The organism is Bradyrhizobium sp. i1.15.2, assembly GCF_040548425.1.
GTDB lineage: Bacteria > Pseudomonadota > Alphaproteobacteria > Rhizobiales > Xanthobacteraceae > Bradyrhizobium > Bradyrhizobium canariense.
Window position 1 is genome coordinate 208,401 of record NZ_JBEPRQ010000005.1, and the last position, 24,889, is coordinate 233,289.

The 24,889-nt window shown below is 67.2% G+C and carries 25 protein-coding genes and 3 riboswitches; of the genes, 18 read left to right on the forward strand and 7 right to left on the reverse strand.

Going from position 1 to position 24,889, the window contains the following annotated elements; translation table 11 throughout:
- Positions 1 to 10: 10 nt before the first annotated feature.
- On the forward strand, positions 11 to 1,705 hold the full coding sequence (locus ABIB80_RS12580) for a ShlB/FhaC/HecB family hemolysin secretion/activation protein (RefSeq protein ID WP_354127532.1): 1,695 nt from the start codon (positions 11 to 13) through the stop codon (positions 1,703 to 1,705).
- Between the two features lie 18 nt (positions 1,706 to 1,723).
- Here ABIB80_RS12580 and bluB read toward each other — a convergent pair whose 3' ends face one another.
- Genes bluB through cobU form a run of 3 tightly spaced genes read right to left on the reverse strand, consistent with a single transcriptional unit; the run spans position 1,724 to position 3,643 of the window.
- The gene (gene bluB / locus ABIB80_RS12585; RefSeq protein WP_354127533.1) at positions 1,724 to 2,356 is read right to left on the reverse strand and encodes a 5,6-dimethylbenzimidazole synthase; all 633 of its coding nucleotides are present in this window, start codon (positions 2,354 to 2,356) and stop codon (positions 1,724 to 1,726) included.
- 4 nt (positions 2,357 to 2,360) lie between these two features.
- The gene (gene cobS / locus ABIB80_RS12590) at positions 2,361 to 3,143 is read right to left on the reverse strand and encodes an adenosylcobinamide-GDP ribazoletransferase (protein WP_354127534.1); all 783 of its coding nucleotides are present in this window, start codon (positions 3,141 to 3,143) and stop codon (positions 2,361 to 2,363) included.
- The gene (gene cobU, locus ABIB80_RS12595; RefSeq protein ID WP_354127535.1) at positions 3,140 to 3,643 is read right to left on the reverse strand and encodes a bifunctional adenosylcobinamide kinase/adenosylcobinamide-phosphate guanylyltransferase; all 504 of its coding nucleotides are present in this window, start codon (positions 3,641 to 3,643) and stop codon (positions 3,140 to 3,142) included. Before cobU ends, cobS begins: the two co-directional genes overlap by 4 nt.
- A gap of 121 nt (positions 3,644 to 3,764) precedes the next feature.
- Between cobU and cbiB the strand changes: the two genes are divergently transcribed.
- Both cbiB and cobD read left to right on the forward strand, forming a co-directional pair.
- Entirely contained in the window at positions 3,765 to 4,703 is a 939-nt protein-coding gene (cbiB, locus tag ABIB80_RS12600; protein WP_354127536.1) for an adenosylcobinamide-phosphate synthase CbiB, read from the forward strand.
- 11 nt (positions 4,704 to 4,714) lie between these two features.
- Positions 4,715 to 5,677: a threonine-phosphate decarboxylase CobD gene (gene cobD, locus ABIB80_RS12605; RefSeq protein WP_354127537.1), complete on the forward strand. Its 963-nt coding sequence runs from the start codon at positions 4,715 to 4,717 to the stop codon at positions 5,675 to 5,677.
- Here cobD and ABIB80_RS12610 read toward each other — a convergent pair.
- The gene (locus ABIB80_RS12610; protein WP_354127538.1) at positions 5,666 to 7,114 is read right to left on the reverse strand and encodes a cobyric acid synthase; all 1,449 of its coding nucleotides are present in this window, start codon (positions 7,112 to 7,114) and stop codon (positions 5,666 to 5,668) included. The two genes, cobD and ABIB80_RS12610, sit on opposite strands and share 12 nt — an antisense overlap.
- 10 nt (positions 7,115 to 7,124) lie before the next feature.
- Positions 7,125 to 7,760: a cob(I)yrinic acid a,c-diamide adenosyltransferase gene (gene cobO / locus ABIB80_RS12615; RefSeq protein ID WP_007593167.1), complete on the reverse strand. Its 636-nt coding sequence runs from the start codon at positions 7,758 to 7,760 to the stop codon at positions 7,125 to 7,127.
- Positions 7,761 to 7,800: 40 nt separating this feature from the next.
- A riboswitch (cobalamin riboswitch) is annotated at positions 7,801 to 8,018 on the forward strand.
- A 95-nt stretch (positions 8,019 to 8,113) separates the two neighbouring features.
- Here cobO and ABIB80_RS12620 point away from each other — a divergent pair.
- The 7 genes from ABIB80_RS12620 to cobJ are packed head-to-tail and all read left to right on the forward strand — an operon-like array spanning position 8,114 to position 16,030.
- On the forward strand, positions 8,114 to 8,497 hold the full coding sequence (locus ABIB80_RS12620) for a DUF1636 family protein (RefSeq protein WP_354127539.1): 384 nt from the start codon (positions 8,114 to 8,116) through the stop codon (positions 8,495 to 8,497).
- On the forward strand, positions 8,494 to 9,528 hold the full coding sequence (cobW, locus tag ABIB80_RS12625) for a cobalamin biosynthesis protein CobW (RefSeq protein WP_354127540.1): 1,035 nt from the start codon (positions 8,494 to 8,496) through the stop codon (positions 9,526 to 9,528). The genes ABIB80_RS12620 and cobW overlap by 4 nt, the downstream gene beginning before the upstream one ends.
- Complete coding sequence (gene cobN / locus ABIB80_RS12630) at positions 9,528 to 12,776, forward strand: cobaltochelatase subunit CobN (RefSeq protein ID WP_354127541.1); 3,249 nt, start codon at positions 9,528 to 9,530, stop codon at positions 12,774 to 12,776. The genes cobW and cobN overlap by 1 nt, the downstream gene beginning before the upstream one ends.
- A complete protein-coding gene (gene cobG, locus ABIB80_RS12635) occupies positions 12,773 to 13,936 on the forward strand; it encodes a precorrin-3B synthase (RefSeq protein ID WP_354127542.1) in 1,164 nt (387 codons plus the stop codon). Before cobN ends, cobG begins: the two co-directional genes overlap by 4 nt.
- The gene (locus ABIB80_RS12640; protein WP_354127543.1) at positions 13,936 to 14,565 is read left to right on the forward strand and encodes a precorrin-8X methylmutase; all 630 of its coding nucleotides are present in this window, start codon (positions 13,936 to 13,938) and stop codon (positions 14,563 to 14,565) included. The genes cobG and ABIB80_RS12640 overlap by 1 nt, the downstream gene beginning before the upstream one ends.
- 2 nt (positions 14,566 to 14,567) lie before the next feature.
- Positions 14,568 to 15,299, forward strand: a complete 732-nt coding sequence (locus tag ABIB80_RS12645) for a precorrin-2 C(20)-methyltransferase (RefSeq protein WP_354127544.1) — start codon at positions 14,568 to 14,570, stop codon at positions 15,297 to 15,299.
- Entirely contained in the window at positions 15,296 to 16,030 is a 735-nt protein-coding gene (gene cobJ / locus ABIB80_RS12650; RefSeq protein WP_354127545.1) for a precorrin-3B C(17)-methyltransferase, read from the forward strand. The genes ABIB80_RS12645 and cobJ overlap by 4 nt, the downstream gene beginning before the upstream one ends.
- Here the strand turns inward: cobJ and ABIB80_RS12655 are convergent.
- Complete coding sequence (locus tag ABIB80_RS12655) at positions 16,006 to 16,752, reverse strand: cobalt-precorrin-6A reductase (RefSeq protein WP_354127546.1); 747 nt, start codon at positions 16,750 to 16,752, stop codon at positions 16,006 to 16,008. The two genes, cobJ and ABIB80_RS12655, sit on opposite strands and share 25 nt — an antisense overlap.
- Between ABIB80_RS12655 and cbiE the strand changes: the two genes are divergently transcribed.
- The 8 genes from cbiE to cobT all read left to right on the forward strand — a co-directional run bounded on the left by cbiE (position 16,751) and on the right by cobT (position 23,958).
- The gene (cbiE, locus tag ABIB80_RS12660) at positions 16,751 to 17,932 is read left to right on the forward strand and encodes a precorrin-6y C5,15-methyltransferase (decarboxylating) subunit CbiE (RefSeq protein ID WP_354127547.1); all 1,182 of its coding nucleotides are present in this window, start codon (positions 16,751 to 16,753) and stop codon (positions 17,930 to 17,932) included. The genes ABIB80_RS12655 and cbiE overlap by 2 nt on opposite strands.
- The gene (locus ABIB80_RS12665) at positions 17,929 to 18,297 is read left to right on the forward strand and encodes a cobalamin biosynthesis protein (RefSeq protein WP_007593152.1); all 369 of its coding nucleotides are present in this window, start codon (positions 17,929 to 17,931) and stop codon (positions 18,295 to 18,297) included. The genes cbiE and ABIB80_RS12665 overlap by 4 nt, the downstream gene beginning before the upstream one ends.
- Positions 18,294 to 19,076, forward strand: coding sequence for a precorrin-4 C(11)-methyltransferase (gene cobM / locus ABIB80_RS12670; protein WP_007593150.1), 783 nt, complete (start codon positions 18,294 to 18,296; stop codon positions 19,074 to 19,076). Before ABIB80_RS12665 ends, cobM begins: the two co-directional genes overlap by 4 nt.
- Positions 19,076 to 20,386 (forward strand): cobyrinic acid a,c-diamide synthase CobB, encoded by a 1,311-nt coding sequence (locus ABIB80_RS12675; RefSeq protein ID WP_354127548.1) that lies wholly within the window; start codon positions 19,076 to 19,078, stop codon positions 20,384 to 20,386. The genes cobM and ABIB80_RS12675 overlap by 1 nt, the downstream gene beginning before the upstream one ends.
- Complete coding sequence (gene cobA / locus ABIB80_RS12680) at positions 20,383 to 21,114, forward strand: uroporphyrinogen-III C-methyltransferase (protein WP_354127549.1); 732 nt, start codon at positions 20,383 to 20,385, stop codon at positions 21,112 to 21,114. Before ABIB80_RS12675 ends, cobA begins: the two co-directional genes overlap by 4 nt.
- Before the next feature lie 45 nt (positions 21,115 to 21,159).
- Positions 21,160 to 21,379: riboswitch (cobalamin riboswitch) on the forward strand.
- A 37-nt stretch (positions 21,380 to 21,416) separates the two neighbouring features.
- The gene (locus tag ABIB80_RS12685) at positions 21,417 to 22,094 is read left to right on the forward strand and encodes an energy-coupling factor ABC transporter permease (RefSeq protein WP_007593143.1); all 678 of its coding nucleotides are present in this window, start codon (positions 21,417 to 21,419) and stop codon (positions 22,092 to 22,094) included.
- Positions 22,095 to 22,140: 46 nt separating this feature from the next.
- Positions 22,141 to 22,890 (forward strand): precorrin-6A synthase (deacetylating), encoded by a 750-nt coding sequence (gene cobF, locus ABIB80_RS12690; RefSeq protein ID WP_007593141.1) that lies wholly within the window; start codon positions 22,141 to 22,143, stop codon positions 22,888 to 22,890.
- A 15-nt stretch (positions 22,891 to 22,905) separates the two neighbouring features.
- Positions 22,906 to 23,958: a nicotinate-nucleotide--dimethylbenzimidazole phosphoribosyltransferase gene (gene cobT / locus ABIB80_RS12695; RefSeq protein ID WP_007593139.1), complete on the forward strand. Its 1,053-nt coding sequence runs from the start codon at positions 22,906 to 22,908 to the stop codon at positions 23,956 to 23,958.
- Here the strand turns inward: cobT and ABIB80_RS12700 are convergent, their stop codons facing one another.
- Positions 23,959 to 24,531: a histidine phosphatase family protein gene (locus ABIB80_RS12700; RefSeq protein ID WP_007593134.1), complete on the reverse strand. Its 573-nt coding sequence runs from the start codon at positions 24,529 to 24,531 to the stop codon at positions 23,959 to 23,961.
- A 72-nt stretch (positions 24,532 to 24,603) separates the two neighbouring features.
- A riboswitch (cobalamin riboswitch) is annotated at positions 24,604 to 24,805 on the forward strand.
- Positions 24,806 to 24,889: the final 84 nt, after the last annotated feature.

A 24,889-nucleotide genomic window follows, 5' to 3' on the forward strand; every position in this document is an offset into this window, starting at 1 on the left:
GGGACCAGGGATGCGGATTCTGGGGGCAGCGTTAGGGCTTGGGCTGGCAGCGTCGTGCATCGTCCCCGCGCGGGCGCAGATTCCGTCGATCAATCCCGGCGTGATCCAGAACGACGTCGACCGGCAACGCCGGCAGCTCGAACAGCAGAGCGCGCCGCCCAAGCTCAACGGGCCGGCGGTGATTGGCGGCGAGCGGGAGAAGTCCCAGCTCCTGAAGCCGGGCGGGCCGAAATTCCGCCTGCACAAGGTCGAGTTCGACGCCTCCAAGTTCATTACGCCGGCCGAGCTCGACGAGATCGCGAAGAAGTACGTCGGCAAGAACGTCGACATCGCCTCGCTGTTGCAGCTGGTCGCCGACATCAACGCCCTCTATACCGAGCGCGGCATCGTCACGGGCATTGCGACGCTGCCCGAGCAGGATGCCAAGGGCGGCATCGTCCGCATCAAGCTGACCGAAGGCCGGCTCCAAAAGACGACCATCGAGGGTAACAAGCAGACCCGCCCCGACTACATCCTTCAGCGCGTGAAGGAGCCCGAAGGCGAGGTGCTCGACGTTCCGAAACTCAATCGCGACGTGATCTGGTTCAACCGGACCAACGACGTGCAGATCAGGGCGCTGCTGCAGCCCGGCACGAGCTTCGGCCTGACCGATCTCCAGTTCGCCGTGATCGAGCCGCCGGTCGACACCTTGCAGCTCTTCACCGACAACCAGGGCGCGGAAAACACCGGGCGTTGGGAGGGTGGGGCCTTCTACAAGCGCCACGGCCTGTTCGGCGTCGACGACCGCCTGACCTTCTACGGCGTCCGTTCCGACGGCAATCTCAACGGCAATGTCGCCTACAGCATCCCGGTCAATCCCTGGGGCGGCCGCGCCGGTGTCAGCTATACCGAAGGCAAGATCAAGATCATCCAGGGACCGTTCGTCGCGCTCGACGTCACCGGACGCTCGAGCCAGGCCGCGGTCAATTTCAGCCAGCCGGTCTGGGTGACCCAGAACTGGCTGGTGCTGCTCAACGCCGCGGAGACCGAGGGCAAGACGGTCAGCCGCTTCGCAACGGTGGCCGTGACCCAGGACCATTACGACAAGGCCACGGCCGGCCTCTCGGTGACCAATTCCGGCAATACCTATTCGATCACGGTCTCGCCTGCGGTGAACTACATCGCATGGCAAGACCACGTGCTCGGCAACAACCGCGCGTTCAACATCTATACCGGCTCCATGTTCGCGACCAGCGCCGCGGGGCCTGCAAATTTCAGCACCAACGTGCTGGCGAGCTGGCAGTACACACAGGAAAAGCTGCTGCCGGGCGACCAGATCTTCTCGATCGGCGGTCCCACCACCGTGCGCGGTTATCCCTCCAACTCGGCCTCCGGCGACAGCGGCTATTATTTCAACGCCGAGCTGCACTACAACTGGTCGCAATGGCTCCGGGGTTTCGACACTTACATCTTCACCGACTGGGGGGCGGTGTACTCGACGTTTCCGGGAATCACCGAACTGGGCTCGGTCGGCGTCGGCTTCTCCTGGACCTACGCCTCGTTCATGACGTTCGAGGCGAATTACGCGACGCCGCTGAAGATGGCCGTCTCGACCCAGCACCACTACGAGGCCTATGGCCGCGTCGTTCTCCGGCCGTTGTTGATGTTCCAGAAGCAGGAAAGCCCCGCGCCGGTTGCGGCGGTTGCCGGCAGGAGCAAGTCGTAGGGCGTATGGGGCACGCGCTTAACGCCGCAGTGTGAATTCTTCCGCGCCGCGCCGCTGCTCCCACTTCGCCTGTTCCAGCTCGGGCCGGTCGCATTCGACTTCCGGATAACCGATGCAGAGATAGGCGATGAATTTCCAGGTGTCCGGCACGTCGAGAATGGCGTGGATGCGATCCGGATGGAGGATCGATACCCAGCCAAGCCCGATGCCCTCGGCGCGCGCGGCGAGCCACATCGCGGTGATCGCCGCGACCACCGAATATTCCGTCGTCTCCGGCATCGTCGCGCGGCCGAGGCCGTGACCGATGTCGCTGGCCTTGTCGGCGAACACGGCGAGGTGCCCCGGGGCCTGTTCGAGACCCGATAGTTTCAGCGTGGCATAGCGCGCTGCACGTTCACCGGCATAGGCATTCAGCGCGTCGGCGTTGCACGCTTTGAAATCGTCGACCACGGTGCGACGCCGCGCGACGTCGTCGACGATGACGAAGCGCCAGGGCTGGCTGAGTCCGACCGAGGGCGAGAGACAGGCCGTCTCGATCAGGCGATCGATGGCGCCGTCAGGCAACTGATCGGCGCGAAAGCGGCGCACGTCGCGGCGCCACACGAACAGCTCGCGCAAGTGCTGGCGGAAGGCGTCGTCGAATTCGACCATCGCGTCACCCTCCGATCTGGAAAGCTGCGGCAACCAGGAGGATCAAAATCTCGCCGGTCTGCTCGAACGCGCCGAGGATGTCGCCGGTCTGCCCGCCGATCTGGCGGATGGCAAGTCGCGCCAGCATCAAGCCGGCGAGGGAGAGCAGGATCAGGCTCACCAACGCCTTGCCGGGCCCAAGCGTGAGCGTGAGCGTGAGGATTCCAACAGCGAATGCGATCGCAACGCTGCCGCCCGGCGGTGATCCGGCGCTCGCCGATAGGCCATCAGGTCGCGCAGGTGCGACCTGCGACATGAAGGCCGGCAAGCCCGCGCGGGCCGCAGTATGCGCAGCGCACAGCGCGAGCGCGACCGCCCACGGATTGGCGATCGCCGCGAGCGCGCTCCAGCGCAGGCCGAACGACAGGATCAGCGCGCAGACGCCATAGGTGCCGATCCGGCTGTCGCGCATGATCTCGAGCTTGCGCTCGCGCGTGCGGCCGCCGCCGAGCCCGTCGGCCGTGTCGGCAAGGCCGTCCTCGTGCAGCGCGCCGGTGATAAGGGCGGTCGCGGCCAGCGCGAGCAGGGCGGCAAGGTTCGGTGTCAGACCGAACCGGCTCGCGACCTTGTAGACCAGGGCGCCGGCAAGGCCGACCAGCAGTCCCGCCACGGGCAGGGCCCAGGTCGCGCGCGCGACGGCGCCGTCAGCTGCGGGCTTCGACGGTGCCACGGGGAGGATCGTCACGAACGATGCCGCCATCCTGAGATCGGCGATGACGTCCTGCAAGAATTCGGCGCGCGGCATCATTTTAATTTCATCGGCAGGCCGGCGACGACGAACTCGGCCTCGTCGGCAACGGCCGCGATGGCCTGGTTCATGAACCCGGCGGCGTCGCGGAAGCTCCGCGCCAGCGCATTGTCGGGGACGATGCCGAGGCCGACTTCGTTGGTGACGAAGACAACGGGGCTCTTCTGGGCGCGCAGGAACATGGCGAGCTTCATGACTTCGTGATCCCAGTTGCGCTGCGCATGCATCATGTTGGAGAGCCACAGGGTCAGGCAGTCCACCAGTCTAGGGCCGCCGCCATCGGTTTCGATCAACGCCTGCAGAAGATCGAGCGGTACCTCTCGCTCGATCCAATCGGTTGAGCGTCGTCTGCGATGCTTTTCGATGCGTGCTTCCATTTCCGCGTCGAGCGCCTCGGCCGTCGCGATGTAGACGGGTCGGCCCGGAAAGCTGCGTGCGCGTTTTTCCGCATGGGCGCTCTTGCCCGATCGCGCTCCGCCCGTGATCAAGATGATGGCCATAACGGTCTCCTGTGGGCCTGACTAATCACCAAACGCGGCCAAAAACAAAGCCGAAATCCGCCAATCAGGGGCTTGCGCTCCGGCCACCCTTTGCGCAACAGGGGCAGGACAGGAGACGGGTGTGGGTTTTGCGGGTGCGATGGCGGTGGCGATGGCGGTGGATGCCCTGTTGGGCTGGCCGTCGTGGTTGTTCGCGCGGATCGGCCATCCCGTCACCTGGCTGGGCCGGATGATCTCTGCCATCGACACCGCCTGGAATCGATCGTCTGATCCGCCGGCGTTTCGCCGCGCCGCCGGTCTTGCCGGAACGCTCGCGGTGATCGGGCTCGCCGTTGCGCTCGGCTGGGCGCTTCAGTCCCTGCTTCCCTTGGAGATCCAGGTCGTGCTGGTCGGCGTCCTCGCCTGGCCGCTGGTCGCGCTGCGCTCGTTGCTCGACCACGTTGCTGCCGTCGCAAATCCCATGCGGGCCGGTGACATCGCCGCCGCGCGCGACGCGGTCTCGCGCATCGTCGGCCGCGATCCCCTGACGCTCGACGAGGCCGGCATCGCGCGCGCGGCGATCGAGAGCCTCGCCGAGAATGCGTCCGACGGGATCGTCGCACCCGTGTTCTGGGGCGCGCTGTTCGGTCTTCCCGGCATTTTGGGTTACAAAGCGATCAACACGCTGGACTCCATGATCGGCCATCGCTCCGAACGCCACGAAGCTTTCGGCTGGGCCGCGGCGCGCATCGACGACGTCGCCAATTTCGTTCCGGCGCGGCTGACCGGATTTCTGTTCGTGCTGTTGGCGCCACGGCGATCAGAGGCGCTGTCCTGCATGACGCGGGATGCACGCCGTCACCGTTCGCCCAATGCCGGCTGGCCGGAAGCAGCGATGGCGGGTGCGCTTGGTGTGCGGCTCAGCGGTCCGCGGATCTATCACGGCAGCACCACGAACGAGCCATGGCTGAATGAAGGTGCGCGCGATCCGCTTGCCGCCGACATCGATCGGGGATTGACGGTCTACCGCCGCGCCATGCTGCTGCTCGCCGGCCTCCTTGCGATCCTGGCCTTCGCGTGAAAGAACAGCGCATGCGCGAGCACGGTGGAAATCTCGATCAGGCCCAGCAGCGGTTCGGCGGTCGCGCGGAGGACTGGATCGATCTGTCGACCGGGATCAACCGCCTGCCTTATCCCGTGGGCGAGGTGAGCTCGCGCGCGTGGAGCGCGTTGCCCTCGCGCGGCGAAATCGAGGCGCTGCATCAGGCGGCGCGGCACGCTTACCGCACGAGCGCGGCGGTTGTCGCGCTCGGCGGCGCACAGGCCGCGATTGAACTGCTGCCGCAACTCGCGCCGCCCGGCCGCGCGCGCATCCTCGCGCCGACCTACAACGAATATGCCGGGGTCCTCTCGGCTGCGGGCTGGGAGGTCCAGGAGGTCGGGGAGCTCGACGCACTGGCGGGCGCGGACCTCGCCATTGTCGTCAATCCCAACAATCCCGACGGCCGATGCCACACACCAAGGGATTTGCTGTCACTGCTGCCGCGCGTCGGCCGTCTCGTCGTCGACGAGAGTTTTGCCGATGTGGCACCGCAGCTTTCGCTTGCATCCGAGGACCGGCCGGGGCTGCTGATTTTGCGCTCCTTTGGAAAGTTTTACGGCCTTGCCGGCCTGCGGCTCGGCTTCGCGCTCGGCAATTCCTCCGACATCGCCAGGCTCGCATCGATGTCGGGGCCTTGGCCGGTCTCGGGACCGGCGATCGCGATCGGTTGCCGCGCTCTGCATGACGATGCCTGGGCCGAGGCCACGTCCGCGCGGCTGGCGCGAGACTGCGTTCGCCTCGACGGCATGGTGCGGTCGCAAGGCTGGACGCTCGTTGGCGGCACGCAGCTGTTTCGTCTCTACGAGACGCCTGACGCGCTTGCGGCGCAGGAGAGACTGGCGCGTCGCCATATCTGGTCGCGCGTGTTCGCGCGGGAGCCGACATGGCTGCGCCTCGGGCTTCCGGGCGGCGACTCCGAATGGACGCGCCTGGCCGAGGCGCTAGCGCGCTAGCGCGAGCAGGCCGTCGACGTCGAGATGTTGCTCGATGTGATCGGCAAGCGCATCGAGCGCACTCTCGACCCTGGCGTGATAGGGCTCGTTGCCTGCGGGAATGTCGAGCTTCGCCAAGAACGCCTTGCGGAAATCATCCGACGTGAACAGGCCGTGCAGATAGCTGCCCTGCACGCGTCCGTCGCGTGAGATCGCGCCTTCCAGTTCGCCGTTCAGCCTTGCGAATGGCCGCGTGCGATCCGGCCCATCGGTGCGGCCGATGTGGATTTCGTAGGCCTCGATCGGCTGATCCGTCGCGGCATGCACGGCCGCGACACGCGTCAGCGTCTTCTGCGGGGTCATCACCGTCTCGACGTCCAGAAGTCCGAGACCCGGTGTATCGCCCGCGGGTCCCTCGATCCCCTCGGGATCAGTGACGCTTCGTCCGAGCATCTGATAGCCACCGCAGAGGCCGAGCACATGGCCGCCTCTGCGGTAATGAGCCAGGAGATCGATGTCCCAGCCCTGAGCGCGCAGAAAGGCGAGGTCGCCGCGGGTGGATTTCGAACCGGGAATGATGACGAGGCGCACATCGCCGGGAATTGCCTCGCCCGGCCGCACCATCACGAGATCGACGCCAGGCTCGAGCTTGAGCGGATCGAGATCGTCGAAATTGGCGATCCGCGACAGCGCGAGACAGGCGATCTTGCATTGGCCCGGCTTGCGCGCATCGCTCAGGCCCAGCGCATCCTCAGCCGGCAGCTCGCCGGCGCGCGCGAACCAGGGCAGCACGCCGAAGCCGCGCCATGCGGTCTTTTCTTCGATCAGCTTATAGCCGTCGTCGAACAGCGTGGGATCGCCGCGGAACTTGTTGATGACAAATCCCTGGATCATCGCGGCATCATCCGGGTCGATCACCGTCTTGATGCCGACGAGTTGCGCGATGACACCGCCGCGGTCGATGTCGCCGACCAGCAGGACCGGCACGCCAGCCTTGCGCGCAAAACCCATATTGGCGATGTCGGCCTTGCGCAGGTTCACCTCGGCCGGACTGCCGGCGCCTTCCACCAGCACGAGATCGGCGCGCGCCTTCAGCCGCTCGAAGCTCTCCAGCACCGCAGCCATCAATGACGGCTTCATCGCCGCATATTCGCGCGCACGCGCGGTCGCGATGCGTTTTCCTTGCACGATCACCTGCGCGCCGACATCGGTCTCGGGCTTGAGCAGCACCGGGTTCATGTCGGTGTGCGGCTCGACGCCGGCGGCGAGCGCCTGGAGCGCCTGCGCGCGACCGATCTCGCCGCCGTCGACCGTGACGGCAGCATTGTTCGACATGTTCTGCGGCTTGAACGGGAGCACGCGCAGGCCGCGTCGCACAAAGGCGCGCGCGAGGCCGGCGACGATGAGCGACTTGCCCACGTCCGAGCCGCCCCCCTGGATCATCAATGCGCGCGCCATCGCGAGTTTCTTAGAACTCGACGCCGGCTTGCGCCTTGATGCCGGAGCGGAAGGGATGCTTGATCAGCGTCATCTCGGTGACGAGATCGGCGATCTCGATCAGCTCGTCCTTGGCGTTGCGCCCGGTGAGCACGACATGCGTCATCGGTGGCTTCGAGGTCACCAGGAAATCGACAACTTCGGCGATGTCGAGATAATCGTAGCGCAGCGCGATGTTGATCTCGTCGAGCACGACCATGCGGAGATTCTGGTCGAGGATCAGCTCCTTCGCCTTCTCCCAGCCGGCACGCGCAGCGGCGATGTCGCGGGCGCGGTCCTGCGTCTCCCAGGTAAAACCCTCGCCCATGGCGTGGAATTGGCAGAGGTCGCCGAAATGGCCGGTGAGCATGCGGCGCTCGCCGGTGTCCCAGGCGCCCTTGATGAACTGCACGACCGCGCAGGGGAAGCCATGGGCGACGCAGCGGACGATCATGCCGAAGGCCGAGGACGACTTGCCCTTGCCGGCGCCGGTGTGGACGATGATGAGGCCCTTTTCGCCGCTCTTGGTCGCCATGATCTTGTCGCGGGCGACCTTCTTCTTCGCCATTTTCGAGGCATGACGGGCGTCAGTTTCGTCGGCCGTCTGGGTATCCGGTTCTGACGTCATCGGACGGGGTCCTTCGGCTTGACAAGAGGCGGTCGGGGGCAAATGGTGACCCGGCGTTGGTTCCTGTCCTACGACAGGCGAAGAGGGAATGCGATAGGGTCCGAATCGGCAAGATTTGGTTCCAAAATGCAGCCGCCCCCGCGACCGTGACCGGAGAGATGCCCGAAGCCACTGACCCCTAGGGGATCGGGAAGGCGGGGATCGAAGGGGAAACCCTGCTCCGGAAGCCGGGAGACCTGCCAGCGCGGACGATTTTGGACCGGCGGACGGGGTGTTCCGCGACGGGGAAACGGACCTTCGCAAGAACGGTTCGTGGGCCTCATCGCTTCCCGCTGTTTATTCTGGAAGAAGCGATGACCGTCACACTTCATGTCTGCATTACCTGCCGCGCCGGCCAGACGCTTGGCGAGGGCGAGACGACGCCGGGCAAGCGCCTGCATGGTGCGATCCTTGAGGCCGGTGTGCCCGACGGCGTCAGCGTGGTTCCCGTCGAATGCCTGTCTGCGTGCAACCAGGGTTGCTCGGTCGCGCTCAGCGCGCCCGGCCGCTGGTCCTATGTTTATGGCCGTCTGTCGGATGCGAATGCGAGCGACGTGGTCGCGGGCGCCGCGGCCTATGCGGCCGCGCCCGACGGCCTCGTGCCCTGGCGCAGCCGCCCGGAGATCTTCCGCAAGCAATCGCTTGCCCGCATTCCCCCCATTCCCACCTTGGCCGTCGTGCCGGAGGCCGCCGAATGAATTCGCTCGCAAAAGTCCCGGTCACGGTCGTCACGGGCTTTCTCGGCTCCGGCAAGACCACGCTGATCCAGCATCTGCTTGCCAATGCCAACGGCAAGAAGCTCGCGGTGCTCGTCAACGAGTTCGGCAGCGAGGGCGTCGATGGCGAGATTCTGAAATCCTGCGCCGATGCGAATTGCCCGGAAGAGAACATCATCGAGCTCGCCAATGGCTGCATCTGCTGCACCGTCGCCGACGATTTCATTCCGACCATGGAGAAGCTGCTGTCGCGCCCGGTGCGCCCCGATCATATCCTGATCGAGACCTCGGGCCTGGCGCTGCCCAAGCCGCTGTTGAAGGCGTTCGACTGGCCGGAGATCCGTTCGCGGATCACGGTCGATGGTGTGATCGCGCTCGCCGACGCCGAAGCTGTCGCCGCCGGCCGTTTCGCGCCCGATCCTGACGCCGTCGAGGCGCAGCGTGCGGCGGACGAGAATCTCGACCATGAGACGCCGCTGTCGGAAGTGTTCGAGGACCAGATCGCCTGCGCCGACATCGTGCTGCTGACCAAGGCGGATCTTGCGGGCGCGGCAGGGCTCGAAGCCGCCAAAGCGGCGATCACCGCCGAGATGCCGCGCCGCGTGCCGATGCTGGCGATCACCGACGGCGCGATCGACGCGCGCCTCATCCTCGGCCTCGGTGCTGCCGCCGAGAACGATCTCGCCGCGCGTCCCTCGCATCACGACGGCGAGGAGGACCACGAGCACGACGATTTTGCGTCCATCGTGATCGATCTTCCCGAGGTCACTGACATCGACGCGCTGGTTGCATCCGTTCAGCGTCTGGCGCGCGAGCAGAATGTGCTGCGCGTCAAGGGTTACATCGCGATGGAAGGCAAGCCGATGCGCCTCTTGCTGCAAGCGGTCGGCGAGCGCGTGCGCCACCAGTTCGACAAGCCCTGGGGTGCGGGTGCGAGGCAGTCAAAGCTCGTCGTGATCGGCGAGCACGGAAACATTGATGAGGCCGCGATCAAGGCGGGACTAGGTATCTGATGCACGTCGTCTTCCGCGAGAGCCGCGGTCTCGAGGAGACCGCGATACCAAGGGACATCGGCCAGGACCCGGCCGATCTCGTGGTGCTCTCGTATTCGGATTCCGATCTAGCGGCGTTCGCGGCCGGTTGGCGCCGTGGTCGCGACAGCCTGCCGTCGCTACGGCTCGTCAATCTCGCCGAACTGCGTCATCCGCTCTCGGTCGACACCTATATCGAGCGCACGCTTGCGCAGGCGCGCGGCATCCTCGTGCGTCTGATCGGCGGGGAATCCTATTGGTCATATGGGCTCGCGGCCCTGCAGCAATTGGCGAAGCAGCGCGGCATCGTGCTGGCCGTGCTGCCGGCCGACGGCCGCGATGACACGCGGCTGGATGCCTATTCGACCCTGCCGGTCTCGACATTGCGGCGGCTCAAGGTGCTCTGCGACACCGGTGGCCCTGTCGCGTCGCAAGCCGCAATCGCGCAGCTTGCGTTGGCTTCGGGCCTCTATGCGGGACCTATTATCGGCGAGATGACCGTGCCGGAGATGGGCTTTTACGATCCGGCGCGCGGTGTCATGGCGATGCCGCAGGCCCGCGAAGGGAAGCCGCACGCACTGGTGATCTTCTATCGCTCCTATCTCACCGCCGCGGACACTGGCCCGGTCGATGCCCTGATCGCGGCGCTGCGCGGGAAGGGGTTCGACGCGCTTGGTGTGTTCGTCACCTCGCTGAAGGCCCCGGGCGTTGCGGATTGGTTGCGCACGTATCTCGCGCAAAATCCTCCGGCCGCGATCGTCAATGCGACGGCGTTCTCGGCGATGGGCGACGACGGCACGATGCCGTTCGATGCCGCATCCTGCCCGGTGTTCCAGGTCGCGCTCTCCACGGCACGGCGCGAGGACTGGGCGAGCTCGCTCCGCGGCCTGTCGCCCGGCGACCTCGCGATGCATGTGGTGCTGCCCGAGGTCGATGGCCGCCTGTTTGCGGGCGTGGTGAGCTTCAAATCGGCCGCGATGCGCGATCCCGATTTGCAATTTTCGCATCTGGCACACAGGCCCGACGAGGAGCGCGTGAAGGCCGTGGCCGCGCGCGTTGCGGCCTGGCAGCGCCTTGCGGAGAAGCCGGCCGCCGAAAAGCGGATGGCACTCGTGCTCTCGAACTATCCGGGCCGCCCGCATCAGATCGCGCATGCGGTGGGGCTCGATGCGTTGGCCTCGGTCGAGGCTTTGGCGTCCGACCTCGCGGAGACCGGCTTCGATGTCGATCCGGTCCATGCGCTCGGTGAGACGCTGCTCAAGCAGACCTTGAGCTGGAGCGTTGCCGATTACCGCGCTGCGCTCTCGTGCCTTCCGCAAGTCCTGCAGGATGATCTCGCGCAAGCCTGGGGCGCGCCGGAGACCGATCCGGGTTGCGGCGACGGCGCGTTCCATTTCGCCGCGATTCCATGCGGCCGGTCGATCATCGCGGTTCAGCCGGAGCGCGGCGATGCGACCAGGCGCGATGCCGAGTATCACGATCTCGCCCGTACGCCGCGCCATGCCTATGTCGCGTTCTATCTCTGGCTCCGAGCGCAGGGCTGTGATGCCGTCGTGCACATGGGCGCGCACGGCACGCTGGAATGGCTGCCCGGAAAATCCGTGGCGCTGTCGCAGGCGTGCTGGCCGGAAGCCCTGATTGGCGATTTGCCCGTCATCTATCCCTTCATCGTCAACGATCCCGGCGAAGCCGCGCAGGCCAAGCGGCGCCTGGGTGGCGTCACGATCGGCCATCTGCCGCCGCAGCTCGCCGCATCGGCGGTGCCGGACGGGCTGCGCAGGCTCGAACAGCTCCTCGACGAGTACTCGACGGCCGATGGCCTCGATCCCGCCCGCCGCCAGCGTCTGATCGCCGCGATCCGCGACGAGGCACGCGCGGCTGGCCTCGAAGACGATCTTGGCCTCGATGCAGCGGCCGCACCGGCCGAAGCGATCCCGCGGATCGACCGCTTCGTCTGCGATCTCAAGGAAAGCCAGTTCGGCGACGGCCTGCACGTGTTCGGCCGCGGCGCCTGCGGTGAAGCGGAACGCGACGCGTTGCGGGCCGCGCTTGCAGGACGGCGCGTCGCGCCGGGGCCGTCAGGCTCACCGTATCGCGGCCGTCAGGACGTGCTGCCGACCGGGCGCAATCTCTTTGCCGTCGATCCGCGCGCGGTGCCGACGCCGTCCGCGCATGCGCAAGGCATCAAGCTCGCGGAAGAATTACTCCGTCGTCATCTGCAGGATCATGGCGACTGGCCGAAGGGCCTTGTCGTCGATCTCTGGGGCTCGGCGACGATGCGCACCGCGGGCGAGGAGTTTGCCATGGCGCTGCATCTGGCCGGCCTCGCACCGCGCTGGGATCATGCTTCCGGCCGTGTGACCGGCTACGACATCATCGCGCCTGCCGAGCTTGGCCGGCCCCGCATCGACGTCACGCTGCGCGTCTCGGGCCTGTTTCGCGACGTCTTCTCAGGCCTCGCGCAATTGTTCGAGGCGGCAGCCGAGGCGCTGTCGGCCCGCGAGGACGAGGGCGACGAAAATCCATATCGCCATCGCACATCGCGCGTGTTCGCCCCGCGTCCCGGACAATACGGCGTCGGCCTCTCGGCAATCCCGGACGACTTCACGCCCGAGACGCGCCACGCCGCCGGCGAAGCCTGGCTGTCGGCATCGTCATGGGCGTTCTCGGCGGACGGCGAGATCAGGCTCGATCGTGCCGGCATCGAGAAGCGGCTCGCATCCGCCGATGCTTTTGTTCACGTGCAGGATTTGCCGGAAACCGATCTTCTGCTCGCGGCCGACTATGCCGCGCATGAGGCCGGCATTGCGGCGGCCGCAGCCCATCTCGGCGCGACAGGGCCATCGCTCTATCATCTCGACGCGACGCGCCCCGAGCAGCCGCACGCGCGTACGCTGACCGAGGAAATCTCCCGTGTCGTCCGCGCGCGCGCGGCCAACCCGGCCTGGATCGCGGGCATGATGCGCCACGGTTTTCGCGGGGCGGCCGAGATCACCGCAACGATCGAGCACATGGCCGCCTTCGCGCATCTGGCCGGCGCCGTGCCGCCGCATCTGTTCGACCTCTATTACGATGCGACGCTCGGCCATGACGACGTCCGCGCCTTCATGGCTCGCGAAAATCCGGCGGCACTCGCTGCGATGGAGACGTGTTTCGCGCGCCTGCATGAAGCCTCGCTCTGGCGGACGCGCCGCAATTCGATTGCGGCTGCGCTGCGGGAGGCGTCATGAGCGCTTCCGTGGTCAAGGGCTGGTGTCCCGGCGCGCTGCGCCCGATGCAATCCGGCGACGGGCTCGTGGTCCGCGTGCGTCCGTTCGGCGGCCGGCTCGAAGCTGCCCAGATCTCCGGACTGGCCCATCTCGCCGAACGCCATGGCAACGGCCTGATCGACGTGACCAGCCGGGCCAATCTCCAGATCAGGGGCGTCAACGAGACCAGCCACAGGCTGCTGCTCGACGGCCTTGCGCAACTGGCGCTGCTCGACCCGGATGCTGAGACCGAATCCCGTCGCAACATCCTTGTGACGCCGTTCTGGCGTGCGGGGGACGCGACCCAATCGCTCGCCGCCGAGCTCGAGGAGGCGCTCGCTGACAGCAAGCTCGAACTTCCAACCAAGTTCGGCTTCGCCATCGATGACGGCACCTCACGCGTGCTTGCGGGCGATTCCGCCGACGTGCGGATCGAGCGCGATCGTTCCGGCGGCCTGCTGGTGCGGGCTGATGGCGACAAACTTGGCCGCTCCGTCGCGCGTGGCGAGGCCGTGACCACCGCGCTCGCATTCGCCGACTGGTTCGTGACCTCAGGCGGCGCCAGAGGGGGGCGAGGGCGGATGGCGGCGCATCTTGCCACTGGCGCAATCCTGCCCGCGGCACTCCGCGGCGAGGCCGAGCCGGCGCCGATCATGGCCGCGGCGCGTCCCGGCCTCTATGCGCAAGGCGCGATGGTCGGCGTCGCCTTCGGGCAGATGGCGCATGCGACGCTCAACCAGTTCGCCGGTTGCGGACATGCGCTGCGCATGACGCCATGGCGGATGGTTTTGAGCGAAGGCAAGCGCGCCATGCCGAACGCGACTGGTCTCATCACCGAGGCCTACGATCCTGCGCTGCGCGTCATCGCCTGCAGCGGCGCGCCACGCTGTCGCGAGGCGCATGCCGATACGCGTGGCCTTGCCGCGGCCCTGGCCCCGAACATCGGCGCGGCCGCACGGCTCCACGTCTCCGGCTGTGCCAAGGGCTGCGCCCATTCCGGTCCCGCCGCCATCACTCTGGTCGCGACCGGCGCCGGCTTCGACCTCGTGCGCGCCGGGTCGACACGCGATGAGCCCATCCTGCGTGGGCTGAACCGCGACGACATTGTCCGAGATCCCTCCATCCTGATGGGAGGGCACTGATGCCGCACTCGTACGAGACCGACGGCGCGGCGATCTACCGGCAGTCCTTTGCGACCATCCGGGCCGAAGCCGATCTTGCGCGCTTCACGCCGGACGAGGAGCAGGTGGTGGTGCGGATGATCCATGCCGCCGGCATGGTCGGCCTCGAAGCGCATATCCGCTTCACATCGGGCATGGCGGTCGCCGCGCGCGCGGCCCTGCAGAGGGGCGCACCGATCCTGTGCGACGCGCGCATGGTCTCCGAAGGAATTACGCGCGCGCGGCTTCCCGCCGCCAACGCCGTCATCTGCACGCTGGGCGACGAGACCGTTCCCGCGCTCGCGCAGTCCATGCGCAACACCCGTTCGGCTGCGGCTTTGGAGCTATGGCGGCCGCATCTCGACGGCGCGATCGTGGCGATCGGCAATGCTCCGACCGCGCTGTTTCACCTCCTCAACATGCTGGAGGACCGGGACTGCCCGCGGCCTGCGGCGATCATCGGCTGTCCGGTCGGCTTCGTCGGCGCGGCCGAATCCAAGGCTGCGCTGATGGCCACTCCCCCGGTGCCGGCGCTGACGGTCGCGGGCCGCCTCGGCGGCTCCGCGATCACGGTCGCCGCCGTGAACGCGCTCGCGAGCCGGAGCGAATAGCGATGGGACGCATCATCTGCTGCGGTCTCGGCCCCGGTGCCCCTGACATGATGAGCGTGCGCGCCGACCGCATGGTGCGCGGCGCGATGCATGTCGCCTATTTCCGCAAAAAGGGCCGGCCGGGCCAGGCGCGCCGCATCGTCGAGGGCATGCTGGCGGCCGACGTCACCGAATATCCGATGGAATATCCTGTTACGACCGAGATCGCCTTCGACACGCCTGAATACGTCCAGCTGCTTGCCGGCTTCTACGACGAATGGTCGGAACGTCTGGCGCGGCTGGCGCGCGCGGTCGACGTCGTCGTGCTCTGCGAGGGCGATCCCTACTTCTACGGCTCCTTCATGCATCTGCACACACGCCTGCAGGGCCGCATCGAGATCGAGGTGATCGCCGGGATTCCCGGCATGGTCGGCTGCTGGAACGGCGTGGGACAGCCGATCGCGCTCGGCGATGACGTGACGACGGTGCTCATGGGCACGCTCGCCGAGGACGAGCTCGAACGCCGCATGCGCGATTCCGATGCGCTCGTGATCATGAAGACCGGGCGCAATCTTGCAAAGGTGCGCCGCGCGCTCGCGTCCGCCGGACGGCTGGACGACGCGTGGCTGGTCGAGCGCGGCACCATGCCGGGCGAGCGCGTGGTGCGGCTCGCCGAGATCGGTGCCGCCGACTGTCCTTATTTTGCGATCGTGCTCGTGCACGGCAAGGGCCGGCATCCGGACGGCGCCGAATGACGGGCACGCTGACCATCGCGGGCCTCGGGCCGGGCAGCGATGCGCTGGTGACGCCCGAAGTCTCCGCCGCGCTTGCCGCCGCGACCGACATTCTGGGCTACGCGCCCTATGTCGCGCGCGTGCCAGCGCGGGCAGGGCTCACTTTGCATCCTTCCGACAATCGCGAAGAGCTGCAGCGTGCAAGCGAGGCATTGCGGCTCACGGCCGAAGGCGGGCAGGTCGTCATCGTATCCTCCGGTGACCCCGGCGTCTTCGCAATGGCCTCCGCCGTGTTTGAGGCGCTCGAACAGGTGCCGCAATGGCAGGAGCTGCCGATCCGTGTGCTGCCCGGCGTCACCGCGATGCTGGCGGCTGCCGCGCGCGCCGGCGCGCCGCTCGGCCATGATTTCTGCGCGATCAACCTCTCCGACAATCTCAAGCCGTGGGCGGTGATCGAGAAGCGCCTGCGGCTCGCCGCGGAGGCCGATCTTGCCATTGCGATGTATAATCCGCGCTCGGCCAGCCGGCCGGAGGGTTTTGGCCGCGCGCTTGCGGTGCTGAAGGAGGCCGGCTGCGGCGAGCGCCTCGTGATCTTCGCGCGCGCGATCAGCGCCGCCGATGAAAAGATCGAGACCGTCAGGCTGAAGGAAGCGACACCTGAAATGGCCGACATGCGCACGTTGGTGATCGTCGGCAACTCGCAGACGCGCCGCGTCGGCCGCTGGGTCTATGCGCCGAGGCAGGTGCGATGACCGAGCCACTGCATGATCTCGGCCACGGTCTCGACCCGCAACCGTTCCGGCAGCTGCGGTCGCGCGATCATGATCACCGGCAGGCCGAGCACCCGCGCAGCGTCGATCTTGGCGCGCGCGCCGTCGCCGCCCGAATTGCGGGCGACGATCCGGGTGATGCCTCGCGCGCGCAGCATCTCCAGTTCGCCCTCAAGCGTGAACGGCCCACGCGAGACGATGACGTCCGCGGCAAAGGGCAAGGGCGCATCGGGCGGATCGACGAATCTCAGCGTGTAGGCGTGCTGCGGCTTGGTCGCGAACGGCGCGATGTGCTGGCGGCCGATGGCGAGGAACACATTTGCCGGCGCCTCGGGCAGTGCGGCGACCGCGGCGTTGACATCAGGTACTTCGATCCAGTTGTCGCCGGGCATTTTGGTCCAGTGCGCACGCTCGAGAGCGATCAGCGGCGTGCCGGTTTCCGCGCATGCCGCGACCGCATTGCGGCTCATCTCGGCGGCAAAGGGATGCGTTGCGTCGATCACATGCGTGATGTGCTCGCTGCGGATGTAATCGACAAGACCGCTGACGCCGCCAAAACCGCCGATCCGCGTCGGCAGCGGCTGACCGGCGGGCGCGCGGGTGCGGCCGCCATAGGAATACACGGCAACGATGCCGGCGCGCGCGATCTCCGCCGCGAGCAGGCTCGCGTCGGCCGTTCCGCCCAGAATGAGGGCGCGCGTCATGGCTGATCCCTGGCTGACCATCATCGGCATCGGCGAAGATGGCCTTGCCGGGCTGCCCGAGGCAAGCCGAAAGGCGCTCGATGATGCCGAAACCGTGTTTGGCGGTGAACGGCATCTTGCGCTTGCCGGCGTGACCGGGCGCGGCCGTCCATGGCCGGTGCCGTTCGATGCAGATGCCGTGTTGAGCTGCCGCGGCCGCCCGACGGCGGTGCTCGCCTCCGGCGATCCGTTCTGGTTTGGCGCCGGCGCGAGCCTTGCCGAGAAGCTCCATGGCGACGAATGGATCGCGCATCCGGCTCCCTCGACATTCTCGCTCGCCGCCGCGCGACTAGGCTGGCGCCTTGAAGCGATTGCCTGTCTTGGTCTCCATGCCGCGCCATTCGAGCGCCTCGTGCCACATCTGGCGCACGGTGCACGCATCATTTGCCTCGTGCGCGACGCGAAGGCGGCCGGCGATCTCGCGAAATGGCTGACGGCGCGCGGATGGGGTGCCTCGGCATTCTGGACGCTCACCGCGCTTGGCGGGCCGCGCGAAAGTATCGACGCGCATCGCGCCGATAGCTTCGCAGACCGTCTTGCCGGAACTCTGGTCGCGGTGGCCGTGGAGGCGAGAGGAGCGCAGGGCCTTCCCCGCAGCTCGGGACTATCGGACGAACTCTTCGTCCATGACGGCCAGATCACCAAGCGTCCGGTCCGTGCGCTTGCGCTCTCGGCGCTGGCGCCGCGTCCCGGTGAACGGCTGTGGGACATTGGTGCTGGCTCCGGCTCGATCTCGGTCGAGTGGGCGCTGAGCGGCGGGACGGCGATCGCCGTCGAGGCGCGCGAGGATCGCGCCGCGAACATTCGCAACAACGCAGCGGCGTTCGGGTTGGCGCATCGGATCACAGTCATCGCGGGAAAGGCGCCTGAAGCCCTTGCTGCGCTGGACGGGCCTGACGCCGTGTTTATCGGCGGCGGGCTCGACATCGCGATGTTCGACGCCGTCTGGTCGCGGCTCGCATCCGGAACGCGATTGGTTGTCCATGCAGTGACGCTGGAGACGGAAGCGCTGCTGGGTGAGCTGCACCAGCGCCACGGCGGCGACTTGATCCGGGTCGAGCTTGCGCATGCCACTCCGCTCGGCCGCTACCGGTCCTGGGAGGCGGTGCGGCCCGTGGTGCAATGGAGTGCGGTCCGATGAAGGTCGCCGGGCTCGGATTCAAAAAGGATGTCACGCTGGCCTCGCTGCATGAGGCGCTTCTGGCGGCTGGCGGTCCCGAAGGCCTCGCAGCATTGGCAACGGTTAGCGACAGGGCCGACGCGGAGGTGTTGAAGCAGCTCGCGCGCGAATGCGGCGTGCCGATCAAGGCGGTCGCCGCCGAAATGCTGGCCGGCATCGACACGCCGACCCAATCAAAACTCGTTGCCGAAAAATTCGGGACGGGATCGGTCGCCGAAGCGGCGGCTCTCGCGGTGGCTGGACCTCGCGCGCGATTGATTGCGACGCGGGTGGTCTCGCAGGATCGCACCGCGACCGCGGCGATCGCGGAGGGAGACGGCGCATGACGGTGCATTTCATCGGGGCGGGGCCGGGCGCCCCTGACTTGCTGACATTGCGTGGCCGCGACCTGATCGCCGTCTGTCCGGTTTGCCTCTATGCCGGCTCGCTGGTGCCCGAAGGCGTGCTGGCGCATTGCCCGCCCGGTGCGCGGATCGTCAACACCGCGCCGCTGTCGCTCGAGGAGATCGTCGCGGAGATCGCCGCCGCACATGCTGATGGCAAGGACGTTGCGCGGCTGCATTCCGGTGATCTCTCGATCTGGTCGGCGATGGGTGAGCAGCTTCGCCGCCTGCGCACGCTCGACATTCCCTACACGGTGACGCCTGGTGTTCCCTCCTTCTCGGCCGCCGCGGCTGCGCTGGAGGCCGAGCTGACGCTGCCCGGCCTTGCCCAGACGGTGATTTTGACGCGCACGCCGGGCCGCGCCAGCGCGATGCCGGAAGGCGAGAACCTCGCCGCCTTCGCCGCCACCGGCGCGGTGCTCGCCATCCATCTGTCGATCCATCTGCTCGACAAGGTCGTCGCCGAGCTGACGCCGCATTACGGCGCGGATTGCCCGGTCGCGATTGTCTGGCGTGCGAGCTGGCCCGACCAGCGCATCGTCCGCGCCACGCTCGCAACACTCGACGCTGCTGTCGGCAGCGAGATGGAGCGCACCGCATTGATCCTGGTGGGCAAGACGCTGGGCTCGGCGGATTTCTCCGAGAGCCGTCTCTATGCCGCCGATTACGACCGCCGCTACCGGCCGGTCGGCGCCGAGCCGCGCTTTCCGGAGGTGTCGTGATGGCAGCAGGGCTCGTCATCTCCGCCCCGGCCTCCGGCGTCGGCAAGACGACGCTGACGCTGGCGCTCGCCCGCGCCTGGCGCAACAGCGGATTGCGGGTGCAGTGCTTCAAGAGCGGCCCCGATTACATCGATCCCGCGTTTCATGCAGCCGCTACGGGACGCGCCTCGGTCAACGTCGACAGCTGGGCGATGGATCGCGGGACAATCTCGCATCTCGTCAGCCGCGGCATTGACGCCGATGTCGTGCTGGCCGAAGGCTCGATGGGTCTGTTCGACGGCGTCGCCGCGCGCGGCGTCTGCGGCACCGGAGCGACCGCCGACATTGCAGAGATGCTGGACTGGCCGGTGCTGCTGGTGATCGATCCCTCGGGACAGGCACAGACGGCGGCGGCGATCGCCGCAGGCCTTCGCGATTACCGCGCGGGTGTTCGCCTCGCAGGCGTCGTGCTCAATCGCGTTGCGAGTCCACGCCACGAAGCCCTCGTGCGCCGTGCGCTGCTGGATGTCGGCATCGCCGTGTTCGGTGCGCTGCCGCGACACGCCGAGATCAGCCTGCCGAAGCGGCATCTCGGGCTGGTGCAGGCCGAGGAGCAGGCGGAAATCGGCAAGCTGATCGACGAGGCCGCGCGCTTTGTCGCCGAGCATGTCGATCTCGACGCAGTGCTGCGTTCGGCCGCCACCTGGTCCCCGCAACCTGCCGCGAGCGGCGTCAACGTGACGCCGCCCGGTCAGCGCATTGCGTTGGCCCGTGACGCCGCGTTCTCCTTCGTCTATCCGCATATGCTGGAAGCGTGGCGCGCGGCGGGTGCGGAGATATCGACATTCTCGCCGCTGGCTGATGAGGACCCTGATCCGGGCGCCGATGTGTGCTGGCTGCCGGGCGGCTATCCCGAGCTGCACGCCGGCAAGATCGCGGCCAATGCGCGCTTCCGCAGCGGATTGCGCGCCTTCGCCGAGACACGCCCGGTGCACGGCGAATGCGGAGGCTATATGGTGCTGGGCACCGCTTTGACCGACGCCGAGGGCATCCGCCACGAGATGACGGGCCTGCTCGGCCTGGAGACAAGCTTTGCCAAACGCCGCATGCATCTGGGCTATCGTCTGGCCGAGCTCGCCGCGCCGATGCCAGGTCATCAGGCCGGTGCGCGCCTGCGCGGCCATGAATTCCATTATTCGACCATCCTGGCGCAGCCCGACACGCCGCTCGCGGTCGTGCACGACGCGACAGGCGCCGTCATCGCCGAGACCGGCTCGCGCCGGGGACAAGCCACCGGCACGTTCTTCCATCTGATCGCGGAGGACCGGTGAGCGGTTTTGTCTCCTTCGTCTCCGCCGGCCCCGGCGATCCCGAGCTCCTCACGCTCAAGGGAGCCGCGCGCCTGCGCGAGGCCGACGTCGTGCTCTATGACGATCTTGCTTCGGGCGCGATCCTCGATCTGGCCCGGCCCGGCGCCAATCTCGTCGCGGTGGGGAAGCGGGCGGGACGGCCCTCGACCAAGCAGCACCACGTCAACCGCTTGCTGGTCGACTATGCCGTAACGGGCGCGCGCGTGGTGCGGTTGAAGTCGGGCGATGCTGGCATCTTTGGCCGGCTCGAGGAGGAGCTCGAGACGCTGCGCGAAGCCGGCATCGGCTACGAGATCATTCCCGGCGTCACCTCGGCCTGTGTCGCCGCCGCGCAAGCCGGCATTCCGCTGACCCGGCGTCACACCTCCCGCCGCGTGCAGTTCGTGACCGGGGCGGACGTCACCGGCGAGCTGCCGCCAGATCTCAATTGGGTGGCGCTGGCCGATCCGGAGGCGACGACCGTGGTCTATATGGGCCGGCGGACGTTCCCGGCGCTTGTCGTCAAATTGATCGAGCACGGCCTCTCCCCAACCACTCCGGCGGTGTTTGCCGAATCGCTCGGCCGTCCCGATGAGCGGTTGGTCCGCACCACCATTTCGGAACTTGCCGAGCAACTTGCGCGGGGCGGGGCGGCCTCGACGGCGGCCGTGATCCTGTTCGGCGCGCTGGCGGGGGATTATCCGTCATGACCGCCTCGTCCGCCCTTCGCCCCTTGACGCCCGGCCGGCGAAAGGGGCACACAGGAGAGGCATGGTGCTCGACGCGGCGCAAAGCGCCGGAGCATAATCGGGAATGGGGATGGGCGGACCCAGTTGCGGCGCTCAAAACCCCAGCCGCCCCCGCGACTGTAAGCGGTGAGGGACTTCGATCAGCCACTGGGCCGCAAGGCCCGGGAAGGCCGGAGACTCCCAGTGAACCGCGAGCCAGGAGACCGGCCGTGCACGTTTTGAGGCCAAGGCCGTCGGGTGTGACGGCAAGAAGGATCTGAGCCATGCATATCGAACCCGGACTAGTCTCGGACGCCAAGCTCGTGCTGAGTTACGCAACCGGCATCGCCGTCGGCGGTGTTGCCTTGAAGCTCGCGGTCGAGACCGTGCGCGAGCAGGGCATCACGTCGTTCGCGGCGCGGACGCTCGCCACCACGGGACTCGTGTTTATCTTCTTCGAGATCCTGCCGCACTTCCCCGTCGGCGTCTCCGAGGTGCACTTCATCCTCGGCTCGACCTTGTTCCTGCTGTTTGGCGCTGCGCCTGCGGCCTTCGGCCTCGCGTTCGGCCTGCTGTTCCAGGGCATCTTCTTCGAGCCGCCCGACCTGCCGCAATATGGCATGAACGTCACCACGCTGCTGGTGCCGCTGTTCGGGATCCAGGCGATCGCCACGCGGATCATTGCGCGCAACACGGCCTATGTCGATCTGAAGTATCGCCAGGCGCTGGCGCTTTCGACGACCTATCAGGCGGGCGTCATCGCCTGGGTGGCGTTCTGGGCGGTCTATGGCGCCGGTTTTGGCGCGACCAACCTCGTCAACATCGCGACCTTCGCGGCGTCCTATGCGCTGGTCATCGTGATCGAGCCGCTCGCCGATCTCGGCGTGCTGGCGCTGGCGAAGTCGTTGCGCGGCGTCACCGCGCCCGGCCTCGTCACCCCGCGTTTGCACAACGCGGCTTAAGTGACAAGCGAACGGGCGGCCGTCATGGCCGCCCTTCGCAGGCACGATGCTCACGCTCTCCCTGATAGGCATCGGTTGCGGCGATCCCGAGCAGCTCACGCGTGCCGCGATCACCGCCATCAACGCGGCCGATCTTGTCCTGATCCCGCGCAAGGGGACGGCCAAGTCCGATCTCGCCGATCTCAGGCGGACGATCTGCGCCGATGTGCTCGCCAGCGACACGACGCGCATTGCCGAGTTCGATCTGCCCGTCCGCGACGCCGCTGAAGCGGACTATCGCAAGGGCGTGGACGATTGGCACGATGCCGTGGCCGCTGCCTGGTCGCAGACGATCGCAGATCATCTCGAAGGCGAGGGCAATGTCGCAATATTGATCTGGGGCGATCCCTCGCTTTATGATTCCTCGCTGCGCATCGCGCGGCGGCTCGATCCCTTGCCTGACATCAGGGTCGTTCCCGGCATCACCTCGATCCAGGCGCTGTGCGCGGCGCATGCGCTGCCGCTCAACGATATCGGCGAGCCATTTCTGGTCACGACCGGCCGTCGCTTGCGCGATGGCGGCTGGCCGCAAGGTGTCGATACAGTGGTGGTGATGCTCGACGGCGGCACGGCGTTCCAGTCGCTTGATCCGGAAGGCCTGCACATCTGGTGGGGCGCCTATCTCGGCATGGCCGATCAGATCGTCATGTCCGGCGCGCTGGCCGAGATCGGCCCGCGTATCGTCGCGGTGCGGCAAGAGGCGCGCGAACGGCACGGCTGGATCATGGACAGTTACATCCTCAAGCGCAGGCCGTGAGGCAAGCGAGGCAGCATGCTCCCCGAATGGATCACCCAACAATGCCCTGATATTTCGGCAGTCCATCGCGACGCGGCGGTGGCGCGACAGGCGCAACTGACGAAACCGACCGGCGCGCTCGGCCGGCTCGAGCAGCTCGCGATTGAGCTTGCGGGCCTGCAAGCAACCGAGCAACCGCGCGCGGCCCGGGTTCCGATCATCATCTTCGCCGGCGATCACGGCATCGTCGCGCAGGGCGTCTCGGCCTATCCGCAAGAAGTGACCATCGCGATGCTGGCGAATTTCGCCTCCGGCGGTGCCGCGATCTCGGTGCTCGCGCGTGAGCTGGGCTCCAGCCTGGAGGTCGTCGACGCCGGCACGCTGGCGCAGGAGGAGATGGCTGGAATCGTGACCGACAAGCCGCGCAGCGGCACGCGCGATTTCAGCGTCGAAGCTGCGCTCACCTCCACAGAGCTGGCATTCGCCTTCGAATCCGGCCGACGTGCGGTGACGCGCGCGCAGGCCGGGCAGCCCGATCTTCTGATCTTCGGCGAGATGGGCATCGGCAACACCACGACATCGGCGGCGATCGCGGCCGCCTTGCTCGGCGTGAGCGCGGAAGAGATCGCGGGCAGCGGCACCGGCATCGACGCGGCCGGCCGTGTGCACAAGGCGCGGGTGATCGACGCCGCGATCGCACGTCATGGCATTACGGGCGCGTCGCCCGAAAAGATCCTGTGCGCCGTCGGCGGCCTCGAGATTGCGGCCATCTGCGGTGCCATTATCGCGGCTGCACAGGGCCGCATCCCCGTGTTGATCGACGGCTTCATCGTATCGGTCGCGGCACTTGCTGCGGCGCGGTTGAATCCCTCGTGCCAGCCGTTCCTGCTGGCATCGCATCAGTCCGCCGAGCAGGGACATCGGCTGGTGCTTCGCGCGCTGAATGTGCAGCCGCTGATCAGCCTCGATCTCAGGCTCGGCGAAGGATCGGGGGCGGCCATCGCGCTGCCGCTGGTGCGGTCGGCCTGTGCGCTCCACAACGGGATGGCGACCTTTGCGCAGGCCAATGTGCCTGATCGTCCGGCCTGATCAAATCGTCCGCTGATTGACCGAGACGATGCGCCAGCCGGTCGAGAGCCGGTCGATCCGGGTCAGCGACAGCGGATCGATCACAAAGCGCAGGGCCGCTTTTGGCGTCAGATCCAGCGCGATGCACAGCGCCGCACGGATCGTGCCGGAATGCACGACGAGCGTTGCGGCCCCGCTGCTGATCTTCGACAAACCCAGCCGCACCCGCGCGACCTGATCCTCAAAGCTTTCGCCGCCCGGCGGCCGTGCGCGCGCCGGATCGCTCCAGAACCGTGCATAGGCCTCGCCACCAGTCGCGGCGAGCTCGTCATGCCGACGACCGGTCCAGTCGCCAAAATTCTGCTCGCTGAATTCGTCCAGCTGCAGCGGCTCGAGCCCCAGCGCGTGGGCCGTTTCGACCGTGCGACGCGACGGGCTCGCATAGCTCGCGGCGTCCTGCGCCAGACGCTGCCGCAGCGCCCCCAGCTGCGCGCGATCGCCGAGATCGGCCGGTGCGTCGGCCGCATGGATCGTCCCCGTGACGCCATCGACGGGCGCGTGCCGTATCAGCCAGAGGAAGGTCTCGCCTTCCATGCTTATCTCCGAGGAAGTTGGTCGTTGTGGCAATAACGCCGCAACTGGCACATTGACTCTGTCTGGATCGTAATCCTAGATGCTCGCGACGGTTTCCCCGAGAGGGGATGAAAAGGGAATGCGGTGCGGGGACGTTGTCCCCAATGCCGTGGCTGCCCCCGCAACTGTAAGCGGCGAATCTTGCGTCACGTGCCACTGGGTATCTCGGTCCCGGGAAGGCGACGCAAGGTACTGACCCGCGAGCCAGGAGACCTGCCGTCAGCCGTGGTCACACGCGAAGATGTCGGTCGGGGAGTACAGACATTCGGCTTCATCGGAAGGCTTATAAGCCGGAAGATGGGACCTTGGTTCGCTGTGA